This window comes from Saonia flava (assembly GCF_011927795.1).
GTDB classification, from domain to species: domain Bacteria; phylum Bacteroidota; class Bacteroidia; order Flavobacteriales; family Flavobacteriaceae; genus Saonia; species Saonia flava.
Genome location: NZ_JAATJJ010000002.1, coordinates 559,067 through 581,483 on the forward strand (window position 1 = coordinate 559,067; position 22,417 = coordinate 581,483).

The following is a 22,417-nucleotide window of genomic DNA, read 5'->3' on the forward strand; positions in this document are numbered from 1 at the left end:
AAACCAAACAACTGAATACCTATGAAAAAACTACTACTTTATCTTACAGTGGGTCTTTCCCTCTGTGCAACAGCTCAGGAGTCCTTAGATTTAAACTATTATTTACCACAGAATATTACTTACAATAAAAATATACCAACCCCCAAGGATGTTATTGGACATGAAGTGGGTGAATGGCATGTAACACATGACAAACTTATGTTCTACATGCAAACCTTGGCGAAGGCAAGTAATCGTATCACTATTGAAAATAGAGGGGCAACGTATGAAGGAAGGCCTATATTATTATTGACCATTACCTCACCAAAAAATCATACGAACATAGAAAAAATTAGGGTTGATCATATGTCACTTTCAGAAAGCGGTGCCAACAGCTTATCTATAGCGGATATGCCTATAGTGGTCTACCAAGGTTTTTCCATACATGGCAATGAACCCAGTGGTGCAAATGCTGGCCTGGCCTATGCTTATTATTTGGCTGCTGCTGAAGGCAAAGAAATTGAAGATTTGTTGGATAATACCGTAATCCTCATGGATCCTTCCTTTAATCCAGATGGCTTGCAACGTTTTGCTTATTGGGCCAATACAAACAAGAGCGATAATCTAAATGCGGATACCAATGAGAGAGAATATCATGAGGTTTGGCCTGGGGGTAGAACTAATCACTATTGGTTTGATCTTAACCGAGATTGGTTGCCCGTACAACTACCAGAAAGTAGGGCACGTATAAATACATTCCATAAATGGTTGCCTAATATTTTAACGGACCATCATGAAATGGGTACAAATTCCACCTTCTTTTTTCAACCAGGTGAACCGACAAGAGTGCATCCCCTAACTCCAAAATTAAACCAGGAACTTACGGCCGAAATAGGTTCCTATCATGTAAAGGCATTTAACAAAATTGGTTCGTTGTACTACTCAGAGGAAGGCTATGATGATTATTATTATGGAAAAGGCTCAACCTTTCCAGATGTAAATGGTAGTATTGGTATTTTATTTGAACAAGGAAGTTCCAGGGGACATATTCAGGAAAGTGAAAATGGTCTTTTGACTTTTCCGTTCACGATTAGAAACCAGTTTACAGCAGCTCTTTCTACTATTGAAGCTGCAAAAAATATGCGTTCAAAAATTTTGGACTACCAAAAGGGATTTTATAAGAGCATGAGGGATGAAGCCAGCCGTTCCAAATCCAAGGCCATCATTTTTGGGGATAGCAAGGATGCATCTAAAACATGGCATTTAGCCGAAATATTGAATCGACACAAAATTAAATTCAATGAATTAAAAAATGATGTGACCGTTGCAGGAAAATCCTATAAAAAAGGAAGCAGTTATATAGTGCCCATGAACCAAAAAAATCCAAATCTGATAAAAGCAATGTTCGAGAAGAGAACAACATTTACAGATAGTATTTTCTATGACATATCAGCTTGGACTTTTCCTCTGGCTTTTAATGTGGATTATTCAGAAGTTGGAACAATGGCCAACGCGGGGGAGGAAATAACAAACCTTGGCCCATTGACAGGTACAGTGGACAAACAAAGCAATTATGCTTATTTATTTGAGTGGCACGAATATTATACCCCAAAAGCCTTGAATAAAATTACAAATAAGGGTATAAGAGCAAAAGTTGCCAAATCTCAATTCACTTTGGAAGGAACAACATATGATTATGGCACTATTATGATTCCCGTTCAAAACCAAAAAATGGGTAAAAAAGAGCTTTATGATTTTTTGACAGAAGTTGCCCAAGACAGCAAAATCAACATAAAATCAGTAAGCACGGGTCATACAGTAGGGATAGACTTAGGAAGTAATGACTTTGACCCCATAAAAAAACAAAAGGTAGCAATTTTGGTTGGTAATGGAATACGCTCATACGATGCTGGGGAAATTTGGCATTTATTTGACCAACGGTATAATATGAAAATCACCAAAATAGATGTCGATTATTTTAACAATGTTGACTTATCCACCTATACAGATATAATTATTCCAAGTTCATGGGGGCGAGGTGCGTTGAGTAAAAGCGGCATGGATAAACTAAAAGCGTGGGTAAAAGAAGGTGGAACCCTAATTGGTTATAGAAGTGTGGCAGAATGGCTGGATAAGAATGAATTCATAAAATTGAAATTTAAAAAAGACTCATTAAAAGTTAAAAATGTTTCTTTTGAACAAAAGAGCGATTTTCATGGAGCACAAGTAACTGGCGGTGCTATTTTTGAAACTAAATTAGATCGTACTCATCCTATTAATTATGGCTACAAAAATGATAAACTAGCCTTATTTAGAAATACCAACATCTATATTGAGCCCAATAAAAATAGCTATGACAATCCCATTACCTATACTAATAACCCATTGTTAAGCGGGTATATTTCAGAAGAAAATCTGGAGCTCATTAAAAATTCGGTTCCTTTTCAAGTAAAGCGTATGGGAAAAGGTAGGGTAATAGCATTTACGGACAATACTAATTTTAGGGCATTTTGGTACGGTACAAATAAACTGCTCATGAATGCCATTTTCTTTGGACAAATCATGTAAAAGGGTATGTTCTAATATATAGTCTATTAAATAGGATATGACCTAAAAGCAGTATTGCCGTTAGGTCATGTCCTATATAATTTCCAAGGACAAAGAACACTATTAAATATAGTACAGGATAAAAAATAAGGGAGTACATAAACCTAAAAGTGCTTATAAACTCTATTTCCTTTATTTTTGGTAGAATAAATAATTTCCATGGAACAATAAAAGGGTAATTAAGGATTGTAAACAGTGTTTTTAAAATTTTTGAAAACAAGCTTTTATTGTTCAGCTCCACTTCATTAGCTTCAATAGTTCCTATAACAGTGTTGACAGAGGAAGGCTTTAAATAATTTACCTTCATGGAATTCAACTTAGCCAAGATTTCATCATAATCTTCTTCATTCTCTATATGCGTGGTCACCTTTCTTAAGCTTTCATAAACCACATCCTTAATTCTCTTGATGGATTCCGATAAATTGTTTTCATCATAAACTTTCAAAAGGGGGATATCATTATCAAAATATACAGCGGCACTATCTGGAAATCCTTCTGCTCTATTGTAATTTATGCCTATTGGCAATAGCCTAATATCCAAATGTGGTTGTTTTTCCATAGCTCTAAAAAGAATCCTAGTAAAACCCTTACTCAATGGCCGAATCCTTTTTTTTATGTTATGGCTTCCTTCAGGAAAAATTAAAATATGTTCATTATTTTTAAGCAACTGGGCACATTGATTAAAAATCGCTTCATTCTGGCCCAACTTATCTATACCATCCCTAATTCTATAAATAGGAATCATTTGTAAAAAATTTAGCAAGGAAGTTACTAGAGGATTTGTAAAAGCGCTTGCCCTTGTTAAATAATAGGGCTTCCCTTTACAAAAAATGGCAACCAATAGTGCATCTAACAAGGCATTTTGATGATTGGCAAGAAACAGTACTGGCTTATTTTTAGGAATCTTCTCCAAGCCATAAATCTTAATTTTCGAAAAATAATATAGAAGTCCAGCACCAAGCCAACATTTAAAAAAGTAATAACCAACTTTTTTCATGCCAGTTCTTTTTCACCACTTGGCTTGTACCCCCAAATTGTGGCCAATATTAGTCCTGAAACCAAATGCCAAATTCCCCAAAATGCAGTCAGAATAGCCATACCTCCCAGTCCGTCAAAAAAAGTAAAAATCAATAACAATCCCAGTCCAGAATTTTGAATTCCCGTTTCGATGGTAATACTTTTCCTGTCCCTTTGCGAAAGCCCCATAAGTTTTGCCCAAGAGAAACCAGTAAAAAATGCTAAGAAATTATGTAAGAGGACAATCCAAAAAACATAAAAAACGTAATCCATAAAAACATCTCTATTGTTATAAAGGGCAAGGAAAATTAAGGTGATGAAAAACAGTAAGGACCCAACTTTCAACACTTTTGCCATTTTCTCCGCCAATTTCGGCCTTATATAATTTAACCACATTCCCAATACCAATGGAATTCCCAATAAGAGTGCAACCAGTTTTATCATTTCCCATGGAGAAATAGAAACTGTTTTTAATATAGAATGAGTTGGCCCGTAAAGAGACCCCCATAACTGAAGGTTCAATGGGGTCAAAAAAATGGCCAAAAGTGTAGCTATTGCCGTAAGACTCACAGAAAGAGCTGAGTTCCCTTTCGCAAGATGGGTTACAAAATTAGAAACATTACCTCCTGGACAAGCAGCTACCATAAACATGCCCATAGCTATACTGGGCAAAGGTTTTACTATCCAAACCAAAAAAAAAGTAACTATTGGAAGTAACAAAAACTGACTTATCACCCCAACCAAAACGGGTTTGGGACTTTTCACCAAATGCCTAAAGTCCGAAACGGAAATCTCCAAAGCAATACCAAACATTACAAAGGCCAATGCCAAGTTCATGACCCATAGGGCTTCTGTGCTAAAATTTATGTGAACAGTGTCTATAATTTGATCTACCAAATTAATATAAGTTATCATTCCAAATGTTACAATATAGGGTATTCGCGCTAAAATTTAACTACTGGCCACATTATAGGTGCTCTATAAATGATTTAATAAGATAGATAAAATCCTTAATTTTATCACTTAAATTCAGTTAAAAATGTCTAGAACTCCCAGTAACATGCTACCTCTTGGTACGGTTGCTCCAGATTTTAATTTGCTTGATACGACATCGAATTCTTTTTTAGGGCTTCAAGAAATTAAAGGTGAGCATGGTACAGTAATTATGTTTATTTGTAACCACTGTCCCTTTGTAAAACATGTAAATTCCGAATTGACCAAATTGGGAAAAGATTATAGTGCAAAAGGCATTGGGTTTGTTGCAATTTCCAGTAATGATGCAATAAACTACCCTCAAGATGCCCCGCATTTAATGAAAAAGACAGCTAGGGAAGAAGGTTTTACTTTTCCCTATTTATATGATGAGACCCAAGAAGTAGCAAAAATTTATGATGCGGCATGCACACCAGATTTTTATTTGTTCGATGCTGATTTAAAATTGGTCTACCGTGGCCAGTTAGACTCCTCCAGGCCTGAAAATGGTATTCCAGTAACGGGAATTGACCTTAGAAATGCAATTGATGCGGTATTGGTTGGAAATCCAATTGACTTTGTACAAAAACCCAGTATAGGTTGTAATATTAAATGGGTGAAAAATTAGTCATAGAGATTGATTTAAAGCCAGGCTTCCCTTTTCAGTAAATTCTCAATATGGGCGAAATGGTGGCTACTGTGCCATGCATATTTACCAATATTTTCTTTAACAGTCACTTGTACATTTCCTTCTGGGTGTAAATAACTCAAATCCATATTCTCTTTAGAAAGCCCTCTTAAGAGATACACTAGTTTTGCATGTAACGCTTTGATATAATCCAGAGAAAGTGAAATGGGTGCCGATTTAGCATCAACAAGTTCCGCCCATTCTTTCTCCTCATAAGCCTTAATCAAAGGAGTTTTCTCGGTAAGGGCCCATTTAAAACGGGTATAGCTATGATGGTGACTATCTGCCACATGATGAACTACTTGTCTCACTGTCCAACCATCGGGACGGTATTGGGTTTCCAATTGATCATATGAAAGAGGTTTCACCATCTGCTCCAATCTATGGGGAAATTGTTCCAAAACACTAATCCAATCAACTATATTGGCCTCTGAAATAATTGCTGGACGCTCAAAATGTCCAATAGGATATCGCAACTGTTCTAAATCCATATTCTTCATTACATAAAAGTAGTAAACTTTAATACATTTTTAACCTCCTAAAAAAGGTTTTTAAGGAATATACCTTAACTTTAAGGAACAATTAATTAAACCAAAAAAATATAAAAATGGCAACAATAAGATTGGGCGATATGGCCCCAGACTTTACAGCTGACAGCTCATTGGGAATGATTAATCTATATGATTATTTGGGAGATGGTTGGGGTATTTTGTTTTCCCACCCTGCAGATTTTACACCTGTTTGTACTACAGAATTGGGAACTGCATCTAAATTTAAAGATGAATTTGCAAAACGAAATGTAAAGATGATGGCTTTAAGTGTGGATGGCGCTGCCTCGCACAATGAATGGATTCAGGATATAAATGAAACCCAAAATACAAAAGTGGACTTCCCGATTATAGCAGATGAGGATAAAAAAGTATCCAATATGTATGATATGATTCATCCAAACGCAGACAATAATCTAACTGTACGTTCTGTATTTATCATAGCACCGGACAAAACAGTAAAACTAATTATTACCTACCCTGCGTCTACAGGAAGAAATTTTCATGAATTATTACGGGTAATAGATTCTTTACAATTGACAGCCTACCACAAAGTGGCCACTCCAGCTAACTGGAACCATGGAGAAGATGTTGTGGTTAGTCCGGCGATAGCCACAGAGGATGCCAAAAAAATATTTTCCAAAGGAGTTACCGAGGTAAAACCTTACTTAAGAATGACACCAGATCCAACAGCATAAAAATACATAGTATTCAAAAGAAGGCCTCTCACTTGGGAGGCTTTCTCTTTTAATTATTTGAAATGACAAAGCATATTCTATTTTCAATAATTTTTGTTTTATTTCTGGGATGCCAATCAAAAAAAAACTCTCGAAAAGAAAAAAAATATGAGTCCAAAACTTTGTTAGTAAATAAAATTGCGCCCCACGTTTACCAACATATTTCATACCTGAACGCAGGCAGTTTTGGATTGGTTCCATGCAATGGTCTAGTAATCATAAATAAAAATGAAGCCATAATTTTTGATACACCAACTGGAATTGATGCATCCAATGAATTAATCAGTTGGGTAGAAAATGGTTTGCATTGCAAAATCAAAGCTATAATTCCCACGCATTTTCATGCAGATTGCCTTGCTGGCCTAGATGCATTTCATAAAAAAAACATTCCTTCCTATGCCAATGATTCAACCATTTCATTGGCCAAAGCCTTCAACAAAACAGTACCCATGAACGGGTTCTCTAATTCATTGGAACTAAAAGTTGGAAACCAAATGGTTATTGCGGAATTTCATGGAGAGGGCCATACAAAGGATAACATCGTGGGCTACTTTCCATATGATGAAGTGCTTTTTGGGGGTTGTCTTGTCAAAGAAAAAGGGGCGGGAAAAGGAAATCTGGAAGATGCCAATATTGTTGATTGGGCACATACTGTATCTAAAATTAAAGAAAAATATAAAAACTTAAAAGTCGTTGTTCCTGGTCATGGAAAATCTGGCGGTTCTGAATTATTGGATTATACCATTGACCTATTTACATTTAATTAGTTGGCACTCCTTATGTTTTCTAAATGTTAAGCTTTTTTATGCCAACTAATATAATTTTAAAAAAAACTCTGATTTCCAATAATTTAATAGTACTTTCGTACTTTAATTAATTATTTTATATTTATATTATGAGTAAAGGAACAGTAAAATTCTTCAATGATTCCAAAGGATATGGTTTCATCACTGAAGATGGTTCGCAAGAAGATCACTTTGTACACATTTCTGGCTTAATCGACGAAGTACGTGAAGGTGACGTTGTAGAATTTGAACTACAACAAGGTAAAAAAGGATTGAACGCCGTTAATGTGAAGGTAGTAGACTAGGTACAAACAACTTTTTTATAGCACAAAGCCCAAGCAATTGTTTGGGCTTTTTTTATTGACTGAAAATCAAACTAATAACATTTTTTTTAACTTTTTACGCAACCCCTTCCCTTTTTATCATCTTATACCAAACGGTTAAAGTTCCCCAACTAAAAATAACCATATGACCACATTTTTTGGAATTCTTTTTTCTCTATTGGCAATCAACCTATTACTGCTTACGTTAAGTGTAAATCAGACTAAAAAACGTTAAACCTAGTAGGGTTATTTATTGCCAAGTTGTTCAATTATCAAAGGGATATAGATATATCCCAAAACCTTTGACCCCAAAAAATGAATACTTTTTTCGCTATATTCCTATTTTTAATGGCCTTGAACATTATACTACTTGTTACTAGTGTAAATAAAGCCTAATAAAAAAAGCTTCCATTTGGAAGCCTTTATTATACATAGTTTTGAATAGAATAGAGTTATTTAACGCCCATTAATTCCACATCAAAAATAAGGGTTGCATTTGGAGGAATTACTCCACCGGCACCGGCACTACCATATCCTAAGTGGGACGGAATTACAAAACGAGCCTTATCCCCTACTTGCAATAAAGCAATACCTTCATCCCATCCAGAAATTACTTGCCCAACACCCAATTGGAAATCTATAGGTTGATTTCTTTTATAAGAAGAATCAAATACTTGGCCATCGGTTAAAGAACCTTCATAATGTACGGATACTGTTTTGCCTTTTTCAGCTTTTGCACCATTGCCTTTTTGTATCATTTTATATCTAAGTCCACTGTTCGTTTTATCAAAACCAGCAGCTACTTTATCCAACTCAGCTTCAGCTCTTTCTTTTTCCTCTGCCATTCTTTTTTCTCTAGCTCCTTCAAAAGTTCTAAAAGCTTCAATTGCATTCCAGGCTTCTGCCTCTGCACCTACTCTAACAATTTCAAGAGTTTCTAATTTATCACTTTGGGCAATGGCATCAACAACTTCTTGTCCATGCTCCACATGTCCAAAAACTGTATGCTTATTGTCTAACCAAGGTGTTGCAATATGGGTAATAAAAAATTGACTTCCGTTGGTTCCAGGTCCAGCATTTGCCATGGACAACACGCCAGGTGAGTCATGCTTTAATTCTGGATGAAATTCATCATCAAATTTATACCCCGCATCACCAGTTCCTGTTCCCAAAGGGCACCCACCTTGTATCATAAAATCTGGAATTACCCTATGAAAGCTCAATCCATTATAATAAGGTTTGCCTTGAGGTTTAATGGAATTTTCCATATTCCCTTCTGCCAGGGCCACAAAATTCCCGACTGTTCCAGGGGTTTTATCATGGGTAAGTTTTACTAGTATTTCTCCTTTTGAGGTATTGAATTTTGCGTAGATTCCGTCTTGCATATTTGCTTTATTAAAATGAGCGGCAAAGGTAGGGTTTTTAACCTTGGATTGAAAGGTTGAATCATGATTTCCAAACCTATGGGACTCTTATAGTATCCCAAGTTATCCTTTAATCTTTACGGGTGGCACAATCCCATATTTGTCAAATAAATACACCAAACTTGCCATAGTAGCCGCTCCAAGTTCCAACTCTCGCTTGTTTACATGCTCAAAGGTATCGTTCTCTGCATGGTGATGGTCAAAATAACGTTGGGAATCTGGCCTAAGTCCTGCCAAAACCATACTCTCATTCTTCAAGGGCCCTATATCTGCACCTCCGCCACCTTTAACAAACATGTGAATTAAATAGGGTTCAAACAATTTCTTCCAGCTCTCCACCCTTTCAAAATTAGCATCAGAGCAATCAAAAGAAAAGCCTCTTGGTGTAAACCCTCCCGCATCACTCTCTAAGGCAAATACGTGATTCTCATTTTTATTTTTGGCTACCTCAGCGTACTTATTGCCTCCTCTTAAACCATTTTCCTCATTCATGAACAACACTACCCTAATAGTACGTTTTGGTTTGTAACCAGACTCCTTAATAAGTCTAAGCACATCCATGCTTTGTACACAGCCCGCACCATCATCATGAGAGCCATCCCCTAAATCCCATGAATCCAAGTGACCGCCAACTACCATAATTTCATTGGGGTAAGTTGTGCCTTTTATTTCACCGATAACATTAAAGGATTCTACATCATCAAATTGCTTGCAATTCTGCTTAAAATAGAACTTTACTTGTGGGTTTAATTTTAGTGTGGTACTGAGCAACTCCGCACCATTGGTGCTAATGGCAGCAGCTGGAATTCTATTATAATCGGCCGTATCACCATAACTCATAGATCCCGTATGGGGTAAATCATCCAGCCTTAAATTCATGGAACGCACAATGACTCCTACCGCACCATACTTACCAGCCTCGTTGGCCCCAGAATAGCGCTGGTCCACACAACCAGAATATGATTGAAAAGTACTGATGAGAGTTGCGTCCATGGGGCGGTTATAAAAAACTATTTTTCCTTCTATGTTCTCTCTACCCAAAGTTGCTAAATCTTCAATTCCTTTGACTTCTACAACATTGGCCTTAATACCGCCTAGAGGGGTTGCCACAGAGCCACCCAATGCACAGACCGGTACATTATTGGTAAGTCCAGGTTTAGTCTCTATATAAGCAAATTCTGGCGTTCCCCTAACCCATTTTGGGACTTTGACAGGTTGTAACCAAACTCTATCCAATCCTAAAGAGTCCAGCTGGGATTTTGTGTAGTCTACTGCCTGTTGCGCTTGAACCGATCCTGATAGCCGCCCACCAATTTGGTTAGACAAATGGTTTAACCAATCATATGCCTTTCCTTTGGTCAAAGAAGTATTATAAATGGCTTTTATCTGTTTTTCATCATCAGTTTGGGAAAAACCTTGGGCTGCCACCAAAAGGAGCAGAATCAATACTTTTTTCATTCTTTTTCGTTTTCCAATTCTCTTTTATAGACTTCTAAATTAGCTTTTATTTCATCATCTAGCTCCGGCTCCTTAATATCTTTGTATTTTTTTAACTCTTCCAAAAGTATAGATGCCACAATAACCCTAGCAGCCTTTTTATTGTCTGCAGGGATTATGTACCATGGAGCATGGGGTTTGGATGTTTTTTCTACGGCCTCTTCATAGCACTTTGTATATTTGTCCCATAATTTTCTTTCTTTTAAATCATCCGGGGAAAACTTCCAATTTTTTCTTTTTAGGGCAAGTCTGCGCAGTAACCTTTGTCTTTGCTCTTCTTTGGAAAGATGTAAAAAAAACTTAAAGATTATAGTTCCATTCTCGGCTATATGCCTTTCAAAATTATTGATCTGTTTAAAGCGATTATCCCAAAACTCTTGATCTATATCCTCAACTGAGTGTATTCCCGGTATATGCTCTCCTAAAATATATTCTGGATGCACTCTTGTCACCAATACATTTTCATAATGTGTCCGATTAAAGACCCCAAACTTTCCTTTTGCCGGTAAGGCAATATAGTGTCTCCAAATATAATCATGCTTGCGTTCCAATTCTGTAGGTACTTTAAAACTGTGTACCACAACACCTCGAGCATTAAAATCCTTAAAAACTTCACGTATAAGACTGTCCTTTCCAGCAGTATCAATTCCTTGAAGACATATTAGCACACTATATTTAGAGTGGGCATACATCGTATCCTGAAATTCACCTAGGTCTTGCCGTATTTTTTGCAATTCTTTTTTTAGCTCCTTATCCGTAACTCCCAAATTTTCATGAGTATTATAATCTGATAATTCTAGGGAGCCATTAACTTTATATGATGATATTTCTATTTTCTTCATAGGTGAATATAAAATATTTTAAGGATGCTCCGATAAAATGTAAAAAAAAATAGATATAGAACACTAAATCGTACAAATTGTGACCTTTAACCATTAGCTCCGTAGTTTATCGACAAAATAGTTTTTTAAAGTGTTCATTCTTTATTTTTATAATATGTAACATGCCTATGCATTTTACTGTTCCAAACCTTAATGCCATGAAAAAGAGTTGCTTAGCATTCCTACTATGCTATACATTCCTTTTATTTTCTTACAAAAACTACAACGCATGTGACTTTGCGGGCACTAATATTGCCTCTGTACAGCAACAAACTCTTAAAGCAATTGAAGCAGAAGAACTAGGTATTTCCAAATTCTTCGCATACAAAGCCATAAATGGAATTGAAAAGTCCAAAGAACAGTTGGAAGCATGTGGCTGTGATTCTTCTAAAGAGCTTTTATATCTTGGTCTTGGGGATTTAATCATGGCAACAAAAACAGACTCCATAAATACTTCCAAAAGCTTCTTGACCAAAGCATTTGAAAACATAAGCCAAAGTTTACGGGAAATAGAAAAATACAATTCTCGTAACAGTAAAAATCCTGATAATTTATTGGCAATTAACTCAGAAAACATTGAAACCAAACTCTCTTCCGTTACCATAACCAATGTTGTCCTTCAAAAAAAAATAGACAGTATTTTGGTTACCTATGAAGAATCCTTGGATAAGGCAGTACAAACAGTAAATTGTAAAGAAGCTAGGGCCATGGCACTGAAAATATACCAAGAATGTGAAAAAGAGTTATTAATGCCCAATTTGACAGAGGCAAAAAGGTATTACAACTATAGGACCAAAGAAATTACAAAAAATGCTCTAGATCAATTGGTGCGGTGTGAAAACTAGTTATTTGCTTGCAAAAAGCTTAACATCTTCTTCTGTAACCTCATTTCCACCAAGTATTATCAAACGTTCCACTACATTTCTTAATTCACGGATATTTCCTGTCCAATCATAGCTCTTTAGCAAATCAATTGCCTTCGCTGAAAATACTTTTACTATTGAACCTTGTTCTGATGCTATTTTTTTCGAAAAATGTTCTATTAATAAAGGAATATCCGATCTCCTATCATTTAATGCTGGCACTTTAACTAAGATAACAGCTAGTCTGTGATATAAATCCTCACGAAATTTACCCTCTGCAATTTCCTTTTTAAGATCTTTGTTTGTGGCAGCTACAACCCGAACATCCACCTTTATATCCTTATCAGTACCTACTCTTGAAATTTTACTCTCTTGAAGAGCTCTTAGAACTTTGGCCTGTGCTGAAAGACTCATATCCCCAATTTCATCCAAGAAAATAGTTCCCTTGTTTGCCGCTTCAAATTTACCGGCCCTATCTTTTACTGCAGAGGTAAAAGCACCTTTAACATGACCAAATAATTCACTCTCAATTAATTCTGATGGTATTGCAGCGCAGTTGACTTCAATAAAAGGGGCACCGCTCCTAGGGCTTTTTTCATGGATCCAATGGGCAACTAGTTCTTTTCCTGTTCCATTTGAACCGGTAATCAATACTCTTGCATCTGTTGGCGCCACTTTTTCTATCATATCTTTAATGACCGAAATTTCTTTACTTTCCCCAATCATTTCATAATTCTTGCTAATCTTCTTTTTTAAGATTTTGTTCTCAACAGCAAGCACCTTGCGATCCACTGCATTGCGAACTGTGGTCAAAAGTCTATTTAAATCTGGTGGTTTGGAAATATAATCAAACGCACCCAAACGCATGGTATTTACCGCAGTATCCAAATCTCCATGTCCCGATATCATGATAAAAGGAATTTCCGGCTTTATTTTTTTTGCTGCCTCCAAAACTTCAACACCATCCATTTTAGGCATTTTTATATCGCACAGGACCAAATCATAATCCTCCTTTTTTACCATTTCTATTCCTTTAAGACCATCCTCAGCCTCTTCCACCATATAGGAATCATTTTCCTCGGTCAATATTTTCACCAAGACCCTTCTTATGGCCGCCTCGTCCTCTATCACTAATATTTTTGACATCTTATTGCTTTAAACCTTATTATCTTTTGCTATAAACGAATGATTATACTTTATAGTCTTTGATTAAATTTTATTTTGATAGATATGTACATCCCTTTGTGGGAAAGGAATGGTGATTTTATGTTCACGGAATTTTGCATCAATCTTATATCGCAATTCACTTTTAATCTTTGGATCCGTAAAACTATCGCTTATATAAAATACAAGTGAAAAAATTAATGCAGAATCTCCAAAATCTTCAAACAAAACAAATGATTTAGGGCTTTTCAACACACCTTTTTGGGCACTTGCAATTTCCTCCAAGATTCTTGTAACCAATTGCACATCACTTCCATAAGCCACTCCCACTTTTACACTTTCCCGGGTATTTCTATGGTTTTGAGTATAATTATAGGTTGTATCACTGATAAATTTATGGTTAGGGATAATAATCACCTTGTCATCCCTTGTTATGGCTCTAGTGGTTCGTAATTTAATTTCAAATACCCTACCCACTTTATTATCAATTTCGATAATATCACCTACACTTAAAGATTTGTCCACTATGATAAATATACCACCTATTATATCTTGGAATATTTCCTGCAAAGCCAGTCCCAAACCAACGAAAAGTGCCGCAGAAGCTGTGATAAGAATTGTTATATCTATTCCCGCAGTTTTCATGGTTATTAAAATAACAGCCACATAAACCACATACTTAATAAACTTAAAAACACTGATAAACTTTAGTTTATCATCTGGATTCATTTTTCTGGTGAAAAGCTTTCTTAACCATTTCAACACAAAGCTTGTAATGATAAATGCAACGGTAAGAATCAACAATAAACCAATGGTAACATGTATTGATTTTTCCCCTTCACCAATATGAATGCCCCAATTGAGAAAATCCTTTATTCTTTCCCAAACATCTTTTTCAAGCACTTCCAATACCGTATTTGGTTCTTCTTGTATCATATATTAATATCTCAACCATTTAATCAATTCTTTGTAAGTTGGTTTCTTACCATACATTAAAATACCTATTCTATAAATTTTAGCAGCTAACCATACAATAGCCATAAAGGTACCAATAAGCAAAATAATTGATGTTAGCAATTGCCATAAAGGCACACCACCGTCACCAATCCCACCAGGTAAACGCATTAACATTACAATTGGAGATGTCAACGGAAATAACGAAAATGCCACAGCAATTGGGCCATGGGGGTTACTAAAAACAGAAAAGAACCCTACATAAATTGCCAACATAAGCGGAAGGATTATTGGAAAAATAAACTGTTGCGTATCCGTTTCATTATCCACGGCTGCTCCAATAGCGGCATAAATAGAACTATATATTAAGTACCCCAATATAAAATAGATAACAAAAAAGGTAATTAACATAAACCAAGGGATTTTTACCAGTTCATTTATATATAGTTGCATTTTTCCATTTGATTGTGCCGACTCAATTGTAGTAGCTGTATCCATAGGAAGATTGGGAGTTGTGTTTACGCCGCCCAAATCAATATCAAAAAAGTAAACAACAGCAAAAAGTAACAAAGAAGCTGAAATAATCCAGATTGCAAATTGAGTAACCCCAGCAAAAGAAGTCCCAATAATTTTTCCCAACATTAATTGAAAAGGTTTTACGGAGGAAATAATAACCTCTATAATCCTGCTTGTTTTTTCCTCTATAACACTGCGCATTACAAATCCCCCGTAGATAATAATGAACATCATTATTAAATACCCAAAGGCACCACCAATTATGGCCTTCATTTCGGTCAACCCTTTTAAATTTTGCTCTCCAGAAAAAGTTGCAGTACTTATTTCAAATCTATTGTCAATACTGGCATAGTCTTCTGTTGAAACACCCAAATCCTGTAGTTTTTTCTTCTGTAACCTTGCTTGGAAGACATCTTCCAATTTATCCAGTACAGATGTATTTGGCGTTTCTTTGCTATAGAAAAAAGAATTGGCGGAAACGGTTTCCAAATTATCATTCAATGGAATATGCAAAAGACCATAATACCCCATATTTGTTGTGGAATCCTTTGCTTCTTCCAAAGTAATATTCCTAAAAACAACAAAGGATGTGGCCTCAGTGGAATTAAAGTCGTTTGAGAAGAAATTACTTTCATTTAGTATTCCTATAACTCGAGTCTCATTATCGTTTATTTTGGCCAAATAGGCTATAAGGACAATCATCCCAACAATAAGAATGGGACTCAAAAATGTCATGATTACAAAGGATTTGTTGCGAACCTTTGCCAAATACTCTCTTTTTATAATGAGCATCAATTTATTCATCTACATTTTTGTTTTTTACTGTCTGTATAAAAATATCATTGGCGGAAGGCACCGTTTCCTCAAAATGATTGATATTAGCCTTAGATGCAAGATAAGTCAATAACTCTCTTGTATCCGAAGACGGCAATTGAATATTAAAATCCAGCTGACTATCCTCTATAACATAATTGGGCATTTTAATATTAAATTTATCCATAAGCTCATTTACCAGAACGTTTCCGTTATCTGTACACAATCCCACTCTAAAAACATTGTTTTTATATGCTTTTTTAATGTCTGATAATTTCCCATCCAATATTTTATTAGACTCATGGATAAGTGCGATATACTCGCACAATTCTTCCACTGATTCCATTCTGTGAGTAGAAAAAATGATAGAAGTTCCACCCTCTTTCAATTGTAATATTTCGTCTTTTATTATGTTGGCATTAATGGGGTCAAAACCACTAAAGGGCTCATCAAAAATCAATAGTTTGGGTTCGTGGAGAACTGTTACAATAAATTGTATTTTCTGTGCCATCCCCTTGGATAGTTCTTGCACTTTTTTGTTCCACCAATCCCCTATTTCCAGCTTATCGAACCAAAATTTTAAACGTGTTTTTGCCTCAACTTTACCAAGTCCCTTTAATTGTGCCAAATACAAGGCCTGTTCACCAACCTTCATACTTTTATACAATCCCCGTTCTTCTGGCAAATAACCAATCATAGAAATATGTTTGGGCTCCAAAGGTTTGCCATCAAATAAAACTTGTCCTGTATCTGGATATGTAATTTGGTTTATAATACGTATCAAGGTAGTTTTTCCAGCTCCATTGGGGCCAAGCAATCCATAAATACTGTTTTTGGGAATTTCTAGAGAAACTTTGTTAAGGGCGGTGTGGTTTCCAAATCGTTTGGTAACGTCTTTTGCAACCAAAATTTTATCCATGTAAGCGCAGTTTTATCAAAGATATAGAAATGCTATAAAAGAGCTTTCTATTTTATTTAAAAACAAAACCCACCCTTAAAAAAATTAAGGATGGGAAAAAAATTGCTATGAAAAAGAAAATTAAATATTGGTTTCCCAATACTTAATCTCAAATATACGTTTTTATTTTAAATCTCCCATTATATTTTCTAGGAGAACATATCCTTCACTTTTTCAAAGAATGACTTGTCCGATTTCTCTGGTTTTGGCTCAAAATTATCGTTCCCCTGCATACGCTCAAAAAAGTCTTTCTGCTCTTTATTAAGTTCCTTAGGGGTCCATACATTTACATGAACCAACAGGTCTCCAGTGCCATATCCGTTAAGACTTGAAATACCTTTCCCCCGTAATCTTAATATTTTACCAGATTGTATTCCAGGTTCCAATTTTATCCTCACTTTACCACCAACAGCATCAATCTCTTTGGAAGTTCCCAAAACGGCCTCAGAGATACTTACGTATAGGTCATAATGAAGATTGTCTCCCTCTCGCTTTAAAGAATCATGTTCCACTGTTTCAATGGCCACTAACAAATCTCCGGGAATTCCATTCCCTGGAGCTTCATTTCCTTTATTAGAAACTTTTAACTGCATTCCTTCTTCCACCCCAGCTGGAATCTTAATAGATACAGTTTCTTCGGCAACTTTTAAACCATGCGCATCTGCATCACTAGGTCTTTTATCCAAAATTTGTCCACTACCGCCACAGGTGCTACAGGCTGCTGCCGTTTGCATTCTACCTAGGATTGTATTAGTTATTTTTGTTACCTGACCGGCACCGTTACAAGTGGTACAAGTTTTATATGTGACTCCATCGGCTTTTATCTTCCTACGTACCTTTACTTTTTTCTCAACACCATTGGCAACCTCATCCAAGGTAAGTTTTACCCTAATTCTTAAGTTGCTCCCCTTTACTCTTCTCTGGCCTCCGCCTCCAAAGCCACCGAAACCACTAAAACCTCCTCCGCCACCAAAAGCACTTCCGAAAATATCTCCAAACTGGCTAAAAATATCATCCATATTCATACCGCCACCATTGAAACCGCCTCCACCTTCAAATGCAGCATGACCATATTGATCATAACGGGCCTTCTTGTTTGGGTCGCTCAATATTTCATATGCCTCAGCAGCCTTTTTGAACATTTCTTCAGCCTTTGCATCTCCAGGGTTTTTATCAGGATGATATTCAATGGCTTTTTTACGATAACCCTTTTTTATTTCGGCTGCCGTAGCGTTTTTGCTTATTCCAAGTAATTCGTAATAATCCTCCTTCATTCTATATTTTTAGTTGCCTACCACGACTTTAGGATGGCGAATAATTTTATCCCCTAGTTTAAAGCCCTTTTCAATTACATCTATAATTTTCCCCTTGAGCTTTTTATCGGGTGCCGGTATTTGTGTTATGGCATCATGCACCTCTGCATCAAAAGCATCTCCTGCTTCTACACCTACTTCTTGCATACCTTTGCTCTTTAATACTTCCTTAAACTTATTACTGATAAGTTCCACACCCTTGAACATTTCTTTATCCTCGGATTTTGAAAGTTCTTTTAATGCACGGTCAAAATCATCTATGACTGGCAACATAGCTACAATTACTTCTTGCCCAGCCGTCTTAAAAAGTTCCATACGTTCTTTGGAAGTACGCTTTTTATAGTTTTCAAATTCAGCAAAAAGACGCAGAAACTTATCCTTTTCCTTTGCTAAATCTTCTCTAAGTTGTTCTTCTATACTCATTTCTTCCACCTCATCCACTTGCTCTTCTATATAGTTTCGCATTTCTTCATTCGCTTGTGACTCAGAAATGGGTTCCTCCATATTTTCGACTTTATCTTCTTTACTCATATAATTAGCGTTAAAAATATCTGATTTTAGGATGGCAAAAGTACTGCCAATTCTTTAAAAATGTCAAAATGTCACTAAACTTTACATATTTGGGGATGAATATCACTATTAGGGCTTTGTTGCTCTTAGCATTTCTCGTTTTCCGGGAGGGCCCGGCAAACGTTCCACAGTAAAACCTACTGCCTGCATGGCTCTTCTCACACTCCCTTTTGCAGAATAAGTTACCAGTACCCCATTCTTTTGGAGTGCATCATGCATTTTTTTAAAAATGGTTTCCGTCCACAACTCTGGCTGAACCCTAGCGCCAAAAGCATCAAAATAAACAAGGTTATACTTTTCTTGCTCATTAATCTGCATAAAATCCTTTTTTTGTTTGATTAAAGTGAAATCGTCAATAATTGGAATATTATCTTCCCATGTTGATTGATGCATTTTTACAAAACAATTCTCAAAAGAACTGGCATTAAGTTGGGAAATATAATTGAGTTCTTCTATTTCTTCTCCACTCACTGGAAAAGCTTCAACCCCTGTATACTCAACTCTAAGTTTCTTTTTTTGGGATTCAATTAATGTTATCAAAGCATTTAACCCTGTTCCGAAGCCTATTTCTAAAAGGGCAATGGATTCATTACTATAAAGTGAAAGCCCGTGTTTTATAAAAACATGGTAAGCCTCTTGGATAGCCCCATGTTTGGAATGGTATTGTTCGTTCCAATCTTCTATCTGTATGGTTTTGGAACCATCAGAGGTAGTAATAATTTTTCTTTTCAATTTATTGCTTTATGAGCACTCCATCAGCCTCAAAACCAAATGTTTTTTTAACATCAGTTATCTTATTTATTTCTTCTTCTGATGCCCCACCATCTTTGGCAAAATGTTTTTGGTCCGCCACGCTCATTTCCTCCACAAAGGCCAGTCCATTTACAACAACTTCTTGCCCAACAATATTCATGGGCATAAAAAATCCATAATCCTTAAAGCGAACCATAGTTTCTTTACCATCTTCCAAACTAAGTTTCATCCAGCATCCCTTAGCTTGGCAAACATCTGTAACTTTTGCACTAAACTTGGTAGAGATTGTATCTTTTATTTTTAAATTCTGATATACTTCGGATGCCTCTAATGAAGTACCTGCACCTTCCATAGTTATCTGCTTTCCAAAAGAAAGATAGTCGGTCTTATTCTCTGTTACTTGAGACATTGAAGCCTCCGAAAAAAATAATGCAACAATCGCACATAGTATATTAAATCCTTTCATATTTCTAAAAATTTTTAATCATGCTACAAAACTCAACAATTTTGACCAAAAAATAAAGCCCACGTTGGGATATTTCATTAATTTTACTCCACCAAAAAAGTTTGTTATGATGGATACAACTGTACAGAATATTGTTGTTGAGAAAGTAAAAACATCTAAAATTGACCAGATAGATTTTGATAATTTATCATTTGGCAGTGTTTTTACAGACCATATGCTCGTCTGTGATTATAAAAATGGCGCATGGGAAATTCCAAAAATTATACCTTATCAACCTATTACCTTAGATCCATCTGCTAAGATTTTCCATTATGGCCAGTCTATCTTTGAGGGAATGAAAGCCTATAAAGATAGTAATAATGATGTATGGTTATTCCGGCCTTTGGACAACCAGAAACGTTTGAACATTTCCGCAAAGAGAATGGCGATTCCAGAATTACCAGAAGAATATTTCATGGAAGGCCTAAAGACTCTCTTGAAATTGGAAAAAAAATGGATTCCACAATCCGAGGGAAGCTCCCTATATATTAGGCCCTTTATATTTGCATCTGGAAAAGGGTTCCACGCCTCACCAGCAGATGAATACAAATTTATTATTGCTTGCGCTCCTTCTGGATCTTATTTTTCTGGAAAAGTAAAAGTCCTAATAGAAGAAACCTACTCTAGATCCGCCAATGGAGGTGTTGGCTTCGCAAAAGCAGGTGGGAATTATGCCGGTCAGTTTTATCCAACCCAGTTGGCAGTAAAAAAAGGATATCAGCAAGTAATTTGGACGGATGACAATACCCATGAATATATTGAAGAAGCTGGGGCAATGAATATTTTTGTTAGAATTAATGATACACTCATTACTGGTCCAACAAGCGACCGTATCCTAGATGGTATCACCCGCAAAAGTATTATAACCATTGCTGAAGATGAAGGAATCCCCGTTGAGATTAGAAAAATCACAGTAAGCGAGGTGGTTGAAGCGTCAAAAAAAGGTATTTTGAAAGAAATGTTCGGAGCAGGAACGGCCGCCGTAGTTTCGCCCATTTCTGGTTTTGGACATAAAAATATGAACTATGACTTGCCCGAACTTGAAAGCAGTTACGCTTCTTTGCTGAAAAAAAGAATTACAGACATACAGTATAATAAAACTGAAGATAAGTTTGGATGGAGATATAAAGTATAAATTTCTAACCTAAATAGTAAAAAAAGCACCAAAAGGGTGCTTTTTTTATTTATCAAGAATCTCTTGAATATTGGGTTTAAAATAATTAGGGCCTTTTAAAACCTTACCATCTTCCCTATATATGGGTTTGCCATCGGCACCTAATTTACTCATATTGCTACGTTGTATCTCATTAAAAACCTCTTCTATTTTAAATTGCATTCCATGTTCCAATATTGTTCCACATAAAATATAGAGCATATCGCCAAGGGCATCTGCCACTTCAACCAAATCATTATTTCCAGCAGCCTCTAAATACTCCTTGTTCTCCTCATCCATTAAATTAAAACGCAACAAATTTTTCCTTTCACCTAAATCAGCTTTCATTTCATGGGACACGCCCATTCCAAAACATTTATGAAACTTCTCTACCGCTTTTATTTTTGCCTTCATTATTGATTTGTTTTATATTAATTTTGCATAAAAATATAAAATATGTTTAGTAACGGGCAATTAATTTTTGCTGCCATTTTTGTGTTAATTTTCACAATTATTATTTTTTTTTCATACAAAAAAGATAAAAAAACGCACTCCAAGAGTTATAAGGGTATTAAGTGGGTAGGCCTAACCTTTGCTATATTCATAGTAATTCTTTTTATAATTAAACAAATTCTTAAATATTGACACACCTATTGCATACGCCACAAAAATTAACACTTTCACAACATAATTACTATTTCCCTCGTATAAGATAAGAAAAGACGTACTTTTGCGTTATAATGTTAAGAATTTAGGTTAAATGGTAATATTTTTTAGCATATTGTTAGGATTATTGGGGCTTAATGCAATCCTTTTGATTTTTAGTGTAAATAGAGCAAATAGTGGTATCAGCAAAAATAAAAATGCTGTTTCAAAAACTCCAATAACAAAAATCTATCCTATAGATTTACTTCCTTCAAATTACAAAAAGGCGATTTAGTTTTATACTTTTAAAGTATGAAACAAGTAGTATTGGTATTTTTAGGAGGCGGTTTTGGAAGTATTCTTCGCTTTCTTATCAGCAAGGCATATAATAGTCATTTGCAACATTTTTTTTTAGGTACTTTTCTAGTCAATATAATAGGTTGTCTACTTATTGGTTTCATTTTGGGCATCTCTGCAAGGGGTAATTATCTAACACCCAATCAAACTTTATTATTATCAACAGGTTTTTGTGGGGGCTTCACCACTTTTTCTACATTTTCATATGAAGGACATTCCCTTTTAAAGACTGGAGAACTTTTCCAATTTTCAATTTATACCATATTAAGTATAGTTATTGGTGTCATTGCTATAGCCCTTGGTTTATGGCTTTCAAAAATGTTATAAATAACACTTTCTTTTACATTTTTTTTATTTTTTAACATAAACACAACCTTTTGTGCTGTTTTTTAAAC

23 protein-coding genes are annotated in these 22,417 nt (G+C 35.6%); 8 read left to right on the top strand and 15 right to left on the bottom strand.

The window, feature by feature from the left end; genetic code table 11:
* The first annotated feature begins 21 nt into the window (after positions 1–21).
* Complete coding sequence (locus GGR42_RS14600; protein ID WP_167965531.1) at positions 22–2,547, top strand: M14 family metallopeptidase; 2,526 nt, start codon at positions 22–24, stop codon at positions 2,545–2,547.
* On the opposite strand, the gene GGR42_RS14605 is transcribed toward GGR42_RS14600, so the two are convergent.
* Positions 2,540–3,583 (bottom strand): 1-acyl-sn-glycerol-3-phosphate acyltransferase, encoded by a 1,044-nt coding sequence (locus GGR42_RS14605; protein WP_167965533.1) that lies wholly within the window; start codon positions 3,581–3,583, stop codon positions 2,540–2,542. The genes GGR42_RS14600 and GGR42_RS14605 overlap by 8 nt on opposite strands.
* Entirely contained in the window at positions 3,580–4,518 is a 939-nt protein-coding gene (locus GGR42_RS14610; protein ID WP_167965535.1) for a bile acid:sodium symporter family protein, read from the bottom strand. Before GGR42_RS14610 ends, GGR42_RS14605 begins: the two co-directional genes overlap by 4 nt.
* Before the next feature lie 124 nt (positions 4,519–4,642).
* On the opposite strand from GGR42_RS14610, the gene GGR42_RS14615 reads away from it, so the two are divergent.
* Entirely contained in the window at positions 4,643–5,203 is a 561-nt protein-coding gene (locus GGR42_RS14615) for a thioredoxin family protein (RefSeq protein ID WP_167965537.1), read from the top strand.
* A 14-nt stretch (positions 5,204–5,217) separates the two neighbouring features.
* Here GGR42_RS14615 and GGR42_RS14620 read toward each other — a convergent pair whose 3' ends face one another.
* On the bottom strand, positions 5,218–5,763 hold the full coding sequence (locus tag GGR42_RS14620) for a YfiT family bacillithiol transferase (protein ID WP_167965539.1): 546 nt from the start codon (positions 5,761–5,763) through the stop codon (positions 5,218–5,220).
* A gap of 107 nt (positions 5,764–5,870) precedes the next feature.
* Between GGR42_RS14620 and GGR42_RS14625 the strand changes: the two genes are divergently transcribed.
* The 3 genes from GGR42_RS14625 (at position 5,871) to GGR42_RS14635 (ending at position 7,638) form a co-directional block, all read left to right on the top strand.
* Positions 5,871–6,509, top strand: a complete 639-nt coding sequence (locus GGR42_RS14625; RefSeq protein ID WP_167965541.1) for a peroxiredoxin — start codon at positions 5,871–5,873, stop codon at positions 6,507–6,509.
* Positions 6,510–6,571: 62 nt separating this feature from the next.
* On the top strand, positions 6,572–7,315 hold the full coding sequence (gene bla, locus GGR42_RS14630; RefSeq protein ID WP_167965543.1) for a subclass B1 metallo-beta-lactamase: 744 nt from the start codon (positions 6,572–6,574) through the stop codon (positions 7,313–7,315).
* Between the two features lie 128 nt (positions 7,316–7,443).
* Positions 7,444–7,638, top strand: a complete 195-nt coding sequence (locus GGR42_RS14635) for a cold-shock protein (protein WP_167965546.1) — start codon at positions 7,444–7,446, stop codon at positions 7,636–7,638.
* Positions 7,639–8,108: 470 nt separating this feature from the next.
* Here GGR42_RS14635 and GGR42_RS14640 read toward each other — a convergent pair whose 3' ends face one another.
* From GGR42_RS14640 to GGR42_RS14650, 3 genes are all read right to left on the bottom strand, one after another.
* Positions 8,109–9,041 (bottom strand): peptidylprolyl isomerase, encoded by a 933-nt coding sequence (locus GGR42_RS14640; protein WP_167965548.1) that lies wholly within the window; start codon positions 9,039–9,041, stop codon positions 8,109–8,111.
* A gap of 102 nt (positions 9,042–9,143) precedes the next feature.
* Positions 9,144–10,538 (bottom strand): M20/M25/M40 family metallo-hydrolase, encoded by a 1,395-nt coding sequence (locus GGR42_RS14645; RefSeq protein ID WP_167965550.1) that lies wholly within the window; start codon positions 10,536–10,538, stop codon positions 9,144–9,146.
* Positions 10,535–11,419 carry a PPK2 family polyphosphate kinase gene (locus tag GGR42_RS14650; protein WP_167965552.1) on the bottom strand — a complete coding sequence of 295 codons (885 nt, stop codon included), beginning with the start codon at positions 11,417–11,419 and terminating at the stop codon, positions 10,535–10,537. The genes GGR42_RS14645 and GGR42_RS14650 overlap by 4 nt, the downstream gene beginning before the upstream one ends.
* Before the next feature lie 197 nt (positions 11,420–11,616).
* Between GGR42_RS14650 and GGR42_RS14655 the strand changes: the two genes are divergently transcribed.
* Positions 11,617–12,303 (top strand): hypothetical protein, encoded by a 687-nt coding sequence (locus GGR42_RS14655; protein ID WP_167965554.1) that lies wholly within the window; start codon positions 11,617–11,619, stop codon positions 12,301–12,303.
* Here GGR42_RS14655 and GGR42_RS14660 read toward each other — a convergent pair whose 3' ends face one another.
* The 8 genes from GGR42_RS14660 to GGR42_RS14695 all read right to left on the bottom strand — a co-directional run bounded on the left by GGR42_RS14660 (position 12,304) and on the right by GGR42_RS14695 (position 19,828).
* A complete protein-coding gene (locus GGR42_RS14660) occupies positions 12,304–13,467 on the bottom strand; it encodes a sigma-54-dependent transcriptional regulator (protein WP_167965556.1) in 1,164 nt (387 codons plus the stop codon).
* Positions 13,468–13,530: 63 nt separating this feature from the next.
* Entirely contained in the window at positions 13,531–14,421 is an 891-nt protein-coding gene (locus GGR42_RS14665; RefSeq protein ID WP_167965558.1) for a mechanosensitive ion channel family protein, read from the bottom strand.
* Positions 14,422–14,424: 3 nt separating this feature from the next.
* On the bottom strand, positions 14,425–15,759 hold the full coding sequence (locus GGR42_RS14670) for an ABC transporter permease (protein WP_167965560.1): 1,335 nt from the start codon (positions 15,757–15,759) through the stop codon (positions 14,425–14,427).
* Positions 15,752–16,687 carry an ABC transporter ATP-binding protein gene (locus tag GGR42_RS14675; protein WP_167965562.1) on the bottom strand — a complete coding sequence of 312 codons (936 nt, stop codon included), beginning with the start codon at positions 16,685–16,687 and terminating at the stop codon, positions 15,752–15,754. The genes GGR42_RS14670 and GGR42_RS14675 overlap by 8 nt, the downstream gene beginning before the upstream one ends.
* Positions 16,688–16,875: 188 nt before the next feature.
* On the bottom strand, positions 16,876–18,000 hold the full coding sequence (gene dnaJ, locus GGR42_RS14680) for a molecular chaperone DnaJ (RefSeq protein ID WP_167965564.1): 1,125 nt from the start codon (positions 17,998–18,000) through the stop codon (positions 16,876–16,878).
* Positions 18,001–18,009: 9 nt separating this feature from the next.
* On the bottom strand, positions 18,010–18,570 hold the full coding sequence (locus tag GGR42_RS14685) for a nucleotide exchange factor GrpE (RefSeq protein WP_167965566.1): 561 nt from the start codon (positions 18,568–18,570) through the stop codon (positions 18,010–18,012).
* Between the two features lie 108 nt (positions 18,571–18,678).
* Entirely contained in the window at positions 18,679–19,341 is a 663-nt protein-coding gene (gene mnmD / locus GGR42_RS14690) for a tRNA (5-methylaminomethyl-2-thiouridine)(34)-methyltransferase MnmD (protein ID WP_167965568.1), read from the bottom strand.
* Between the two features lies 1 nt (position 19,342).
* Positions 19,343–19,828, bottom strand: a complete 486-nt coding sequence (locus tag GGR42_RS14695) for a DUF4920 domain-containing protein (RefSeq protein WP_167965570.1) — start codon at positions 19,826–19,828, stop codon at positions 19,343–19,345.
* A gap of 109 nt (positions 19,829–19,937) precedes the next feature.
* Between GGR42_RS14695 and GGR42_RS14700 the strand changes: the two genes are divergently transcribed.
* Complete coding sequence (locus GGR42_RS14700; RefSeq protein WP_167966409.1) at positions 19,938–21,002, top strand: branched-chain amino acid aminotransferase; 1,065 nt, start codon at positions 19,938–19,940, stop codon at positions 21,000–21,002.
* A gap of 45 nt (positions 21,003–21,047) precedes the next feature.
* Here GGR42_RS14700 and GGR42_RS14705 read toward each other — a convergent pair whose 3' ends face one another.
* Positions 21,048–21,434, bottom strand: coding sequence for a pyrophosphohydrolase domain-containing protein (locus GGR42_RS14705; RefSeq protein WP_167965572.1), 387 nt, complete (start codon positions 21,432–21,434; stop codon positions 21,048–21,050).
* A 543-nt stretch (positions 21,435–21,977) separates the two neighbouring features.
* Here GGR42_RS14705 and crcB point away from each other — a divergent pair.
* Positions 21,978–22,349 (top strand): fluoride efflux transporter CrcB, encoded by a 372-nt coding sequence (gene crcB, locus GGR42_RS14710; RefSeq protein ID WP_167965574.1) that lies wholly within the window; start codon positions 21,978–21,980, stop codon positions 22,347–22,349.
* The last annotated feature ends 68 nt before the right edge of the window (positions 22,350–22,417 follow it).

Coding starts and splice junctions, on each gene's coding strand:
- GGR42_RS14600 (WP_167965531.1), top strand. CDS start 22: ATGAAAAAACTACTACTTTATCTTACAGTGGGTCTTTCCCTCTGTGCA.
- GGR42_RS14605 (WP_167965533.1), bottom strand. CDS start 3,583: ATGAAAAAAGTTGGTTATTACTTTTTTAAATGTTGGCTTGGTGCTGGA.
- GGR42_RS14610 (WP_167965535.1), bottom strand. CDS start 4,518: ATGATAACTTATATTAATTTGGTAGATCAAATTATAGACACTGTTCAC.
- GGR42_RS14615 (WP_167965537.1), top strand. CDS start 4,643: ATGTCTAGAACTCCCAGTAACATGCTACCTCTTGGTACGGTTGCTCCA.
- GGR42_RS14620 (WP_167965539.1), bottom strand. CDS start 5,763: ATGAAGAATATGGATTTAGAACAGTTGCGATATCCTATTGGACATTTT.
- GGR42_RS14625 (WP_167965541.1), top strand. CDS start 5,871: ATGGCAACAATAAGATTGGGCGATATGGCCCCAGACTTTACAGCTGAC.
- bla (WP_167965543.1), top strand. CDS start 6,572: ATGACAAAGCATATTCTATTTTCAATAATTTTTGTTTTATTTCTGGGA.
- GGR42_RS14635 (WP_167965546.1), top strand. CDS start 7,444: ATGAGTAAAGGAACAGTAAAATTCTTCAATGATTCCAAAGGATATGGT.
- GGR42_RS14640 (WP_167965548.1), bottom strand. CDS start 9,041: ATGCAAGACGGAATCTACGCAAAATTCAATACCTCAAAAGGAGAAATA.
- GGR42_RS14645 (WP_167965550.1), bottom strand. CDS start 10,538: ATGAAAAAAGTATTGATTCTGCTCCTTTTGGTGGCAGCCCAAGGTTTT.
- GGR42_RS14650 (WP_167965552.1), bottom strand. CDS start 11,419: ATGAAGAAAATAGAAATATCATCATATAAAGTTAATGGCTCCCTAGAA.
- GGR42_RS14655 (WP_167965554.1), top strand. CDS start 11,617: ATGAAAAAGAGTTGCTTAGCATTCCTACTATGCTATACATTCCTTTTA.
- GGR42_RS14660 (WP_167965556.1), bottom strand. CDS start 13,467: ATGTCAAAAATATTAGTGATAGAGGACGAGGCGGCCATAAGAAGGGTC.
- GGR42_RS14665 (WP_167965558.1), bottom strand. CDS start 14,421: ATGATACAAGAAGAACCAAATACGGTATTGGAAGTGCTTGAAAAAGAT.
- GGR42_RS14670 (WP_167965560.1), bottom strand. CDS start 15,759: ATGAATAAATTGATGCTCATTATAAAAAGAGAGTATTTGGCAAAGGTT.
- GGR42_RS14675 (WP_167965562.1), bottom strand. CDS start 16,687: ATGGATAAAATTTTGGTTGCAAAAGACGTTACCAAACGATTTGGAAAC.
- dnaJ (WP_167965564.1), bottom strand. CDS start 18,000: ATGAAGGAGGATTATTACGAATTACTTGGAATAAGCAAAAACGCTACG.
- GGR42_RS14685 (WP_167965566.1), bottom strand. CDS start 18,570: ATGAGTAAAGAAGATAAAGTCGAAAATATGGAGGAACCCATTTCTGAG.
- GGR42_RS14695 (WP_167965570.1), bottom strand. CDS start 19,828: ATGAAAGGATTTAATATACTATGTGCGATTGTTGCATTATTTTTTTCG.
- GGR42_RS14700 (WP_167966409.1), top strand. CDS start 19,938: ATGGATACAACTGTACAGAATATTGTTGTTGAGAAAGTAAAAACATCT.
- GGR42_RS14705 (WP_167965572.1), bottom strand. CDS start 21,434: ATGAAGGCAAAAATAAAAGCGGTAGAGAAGTTTCATAAATGTTTTGGA.
- crcB (WP_167965574.1), top strand. CDS start 21,978: ATGAAACAAGTAGTATTGGTATTTTTAGGAGGCGGTTTTGGAAGTATT.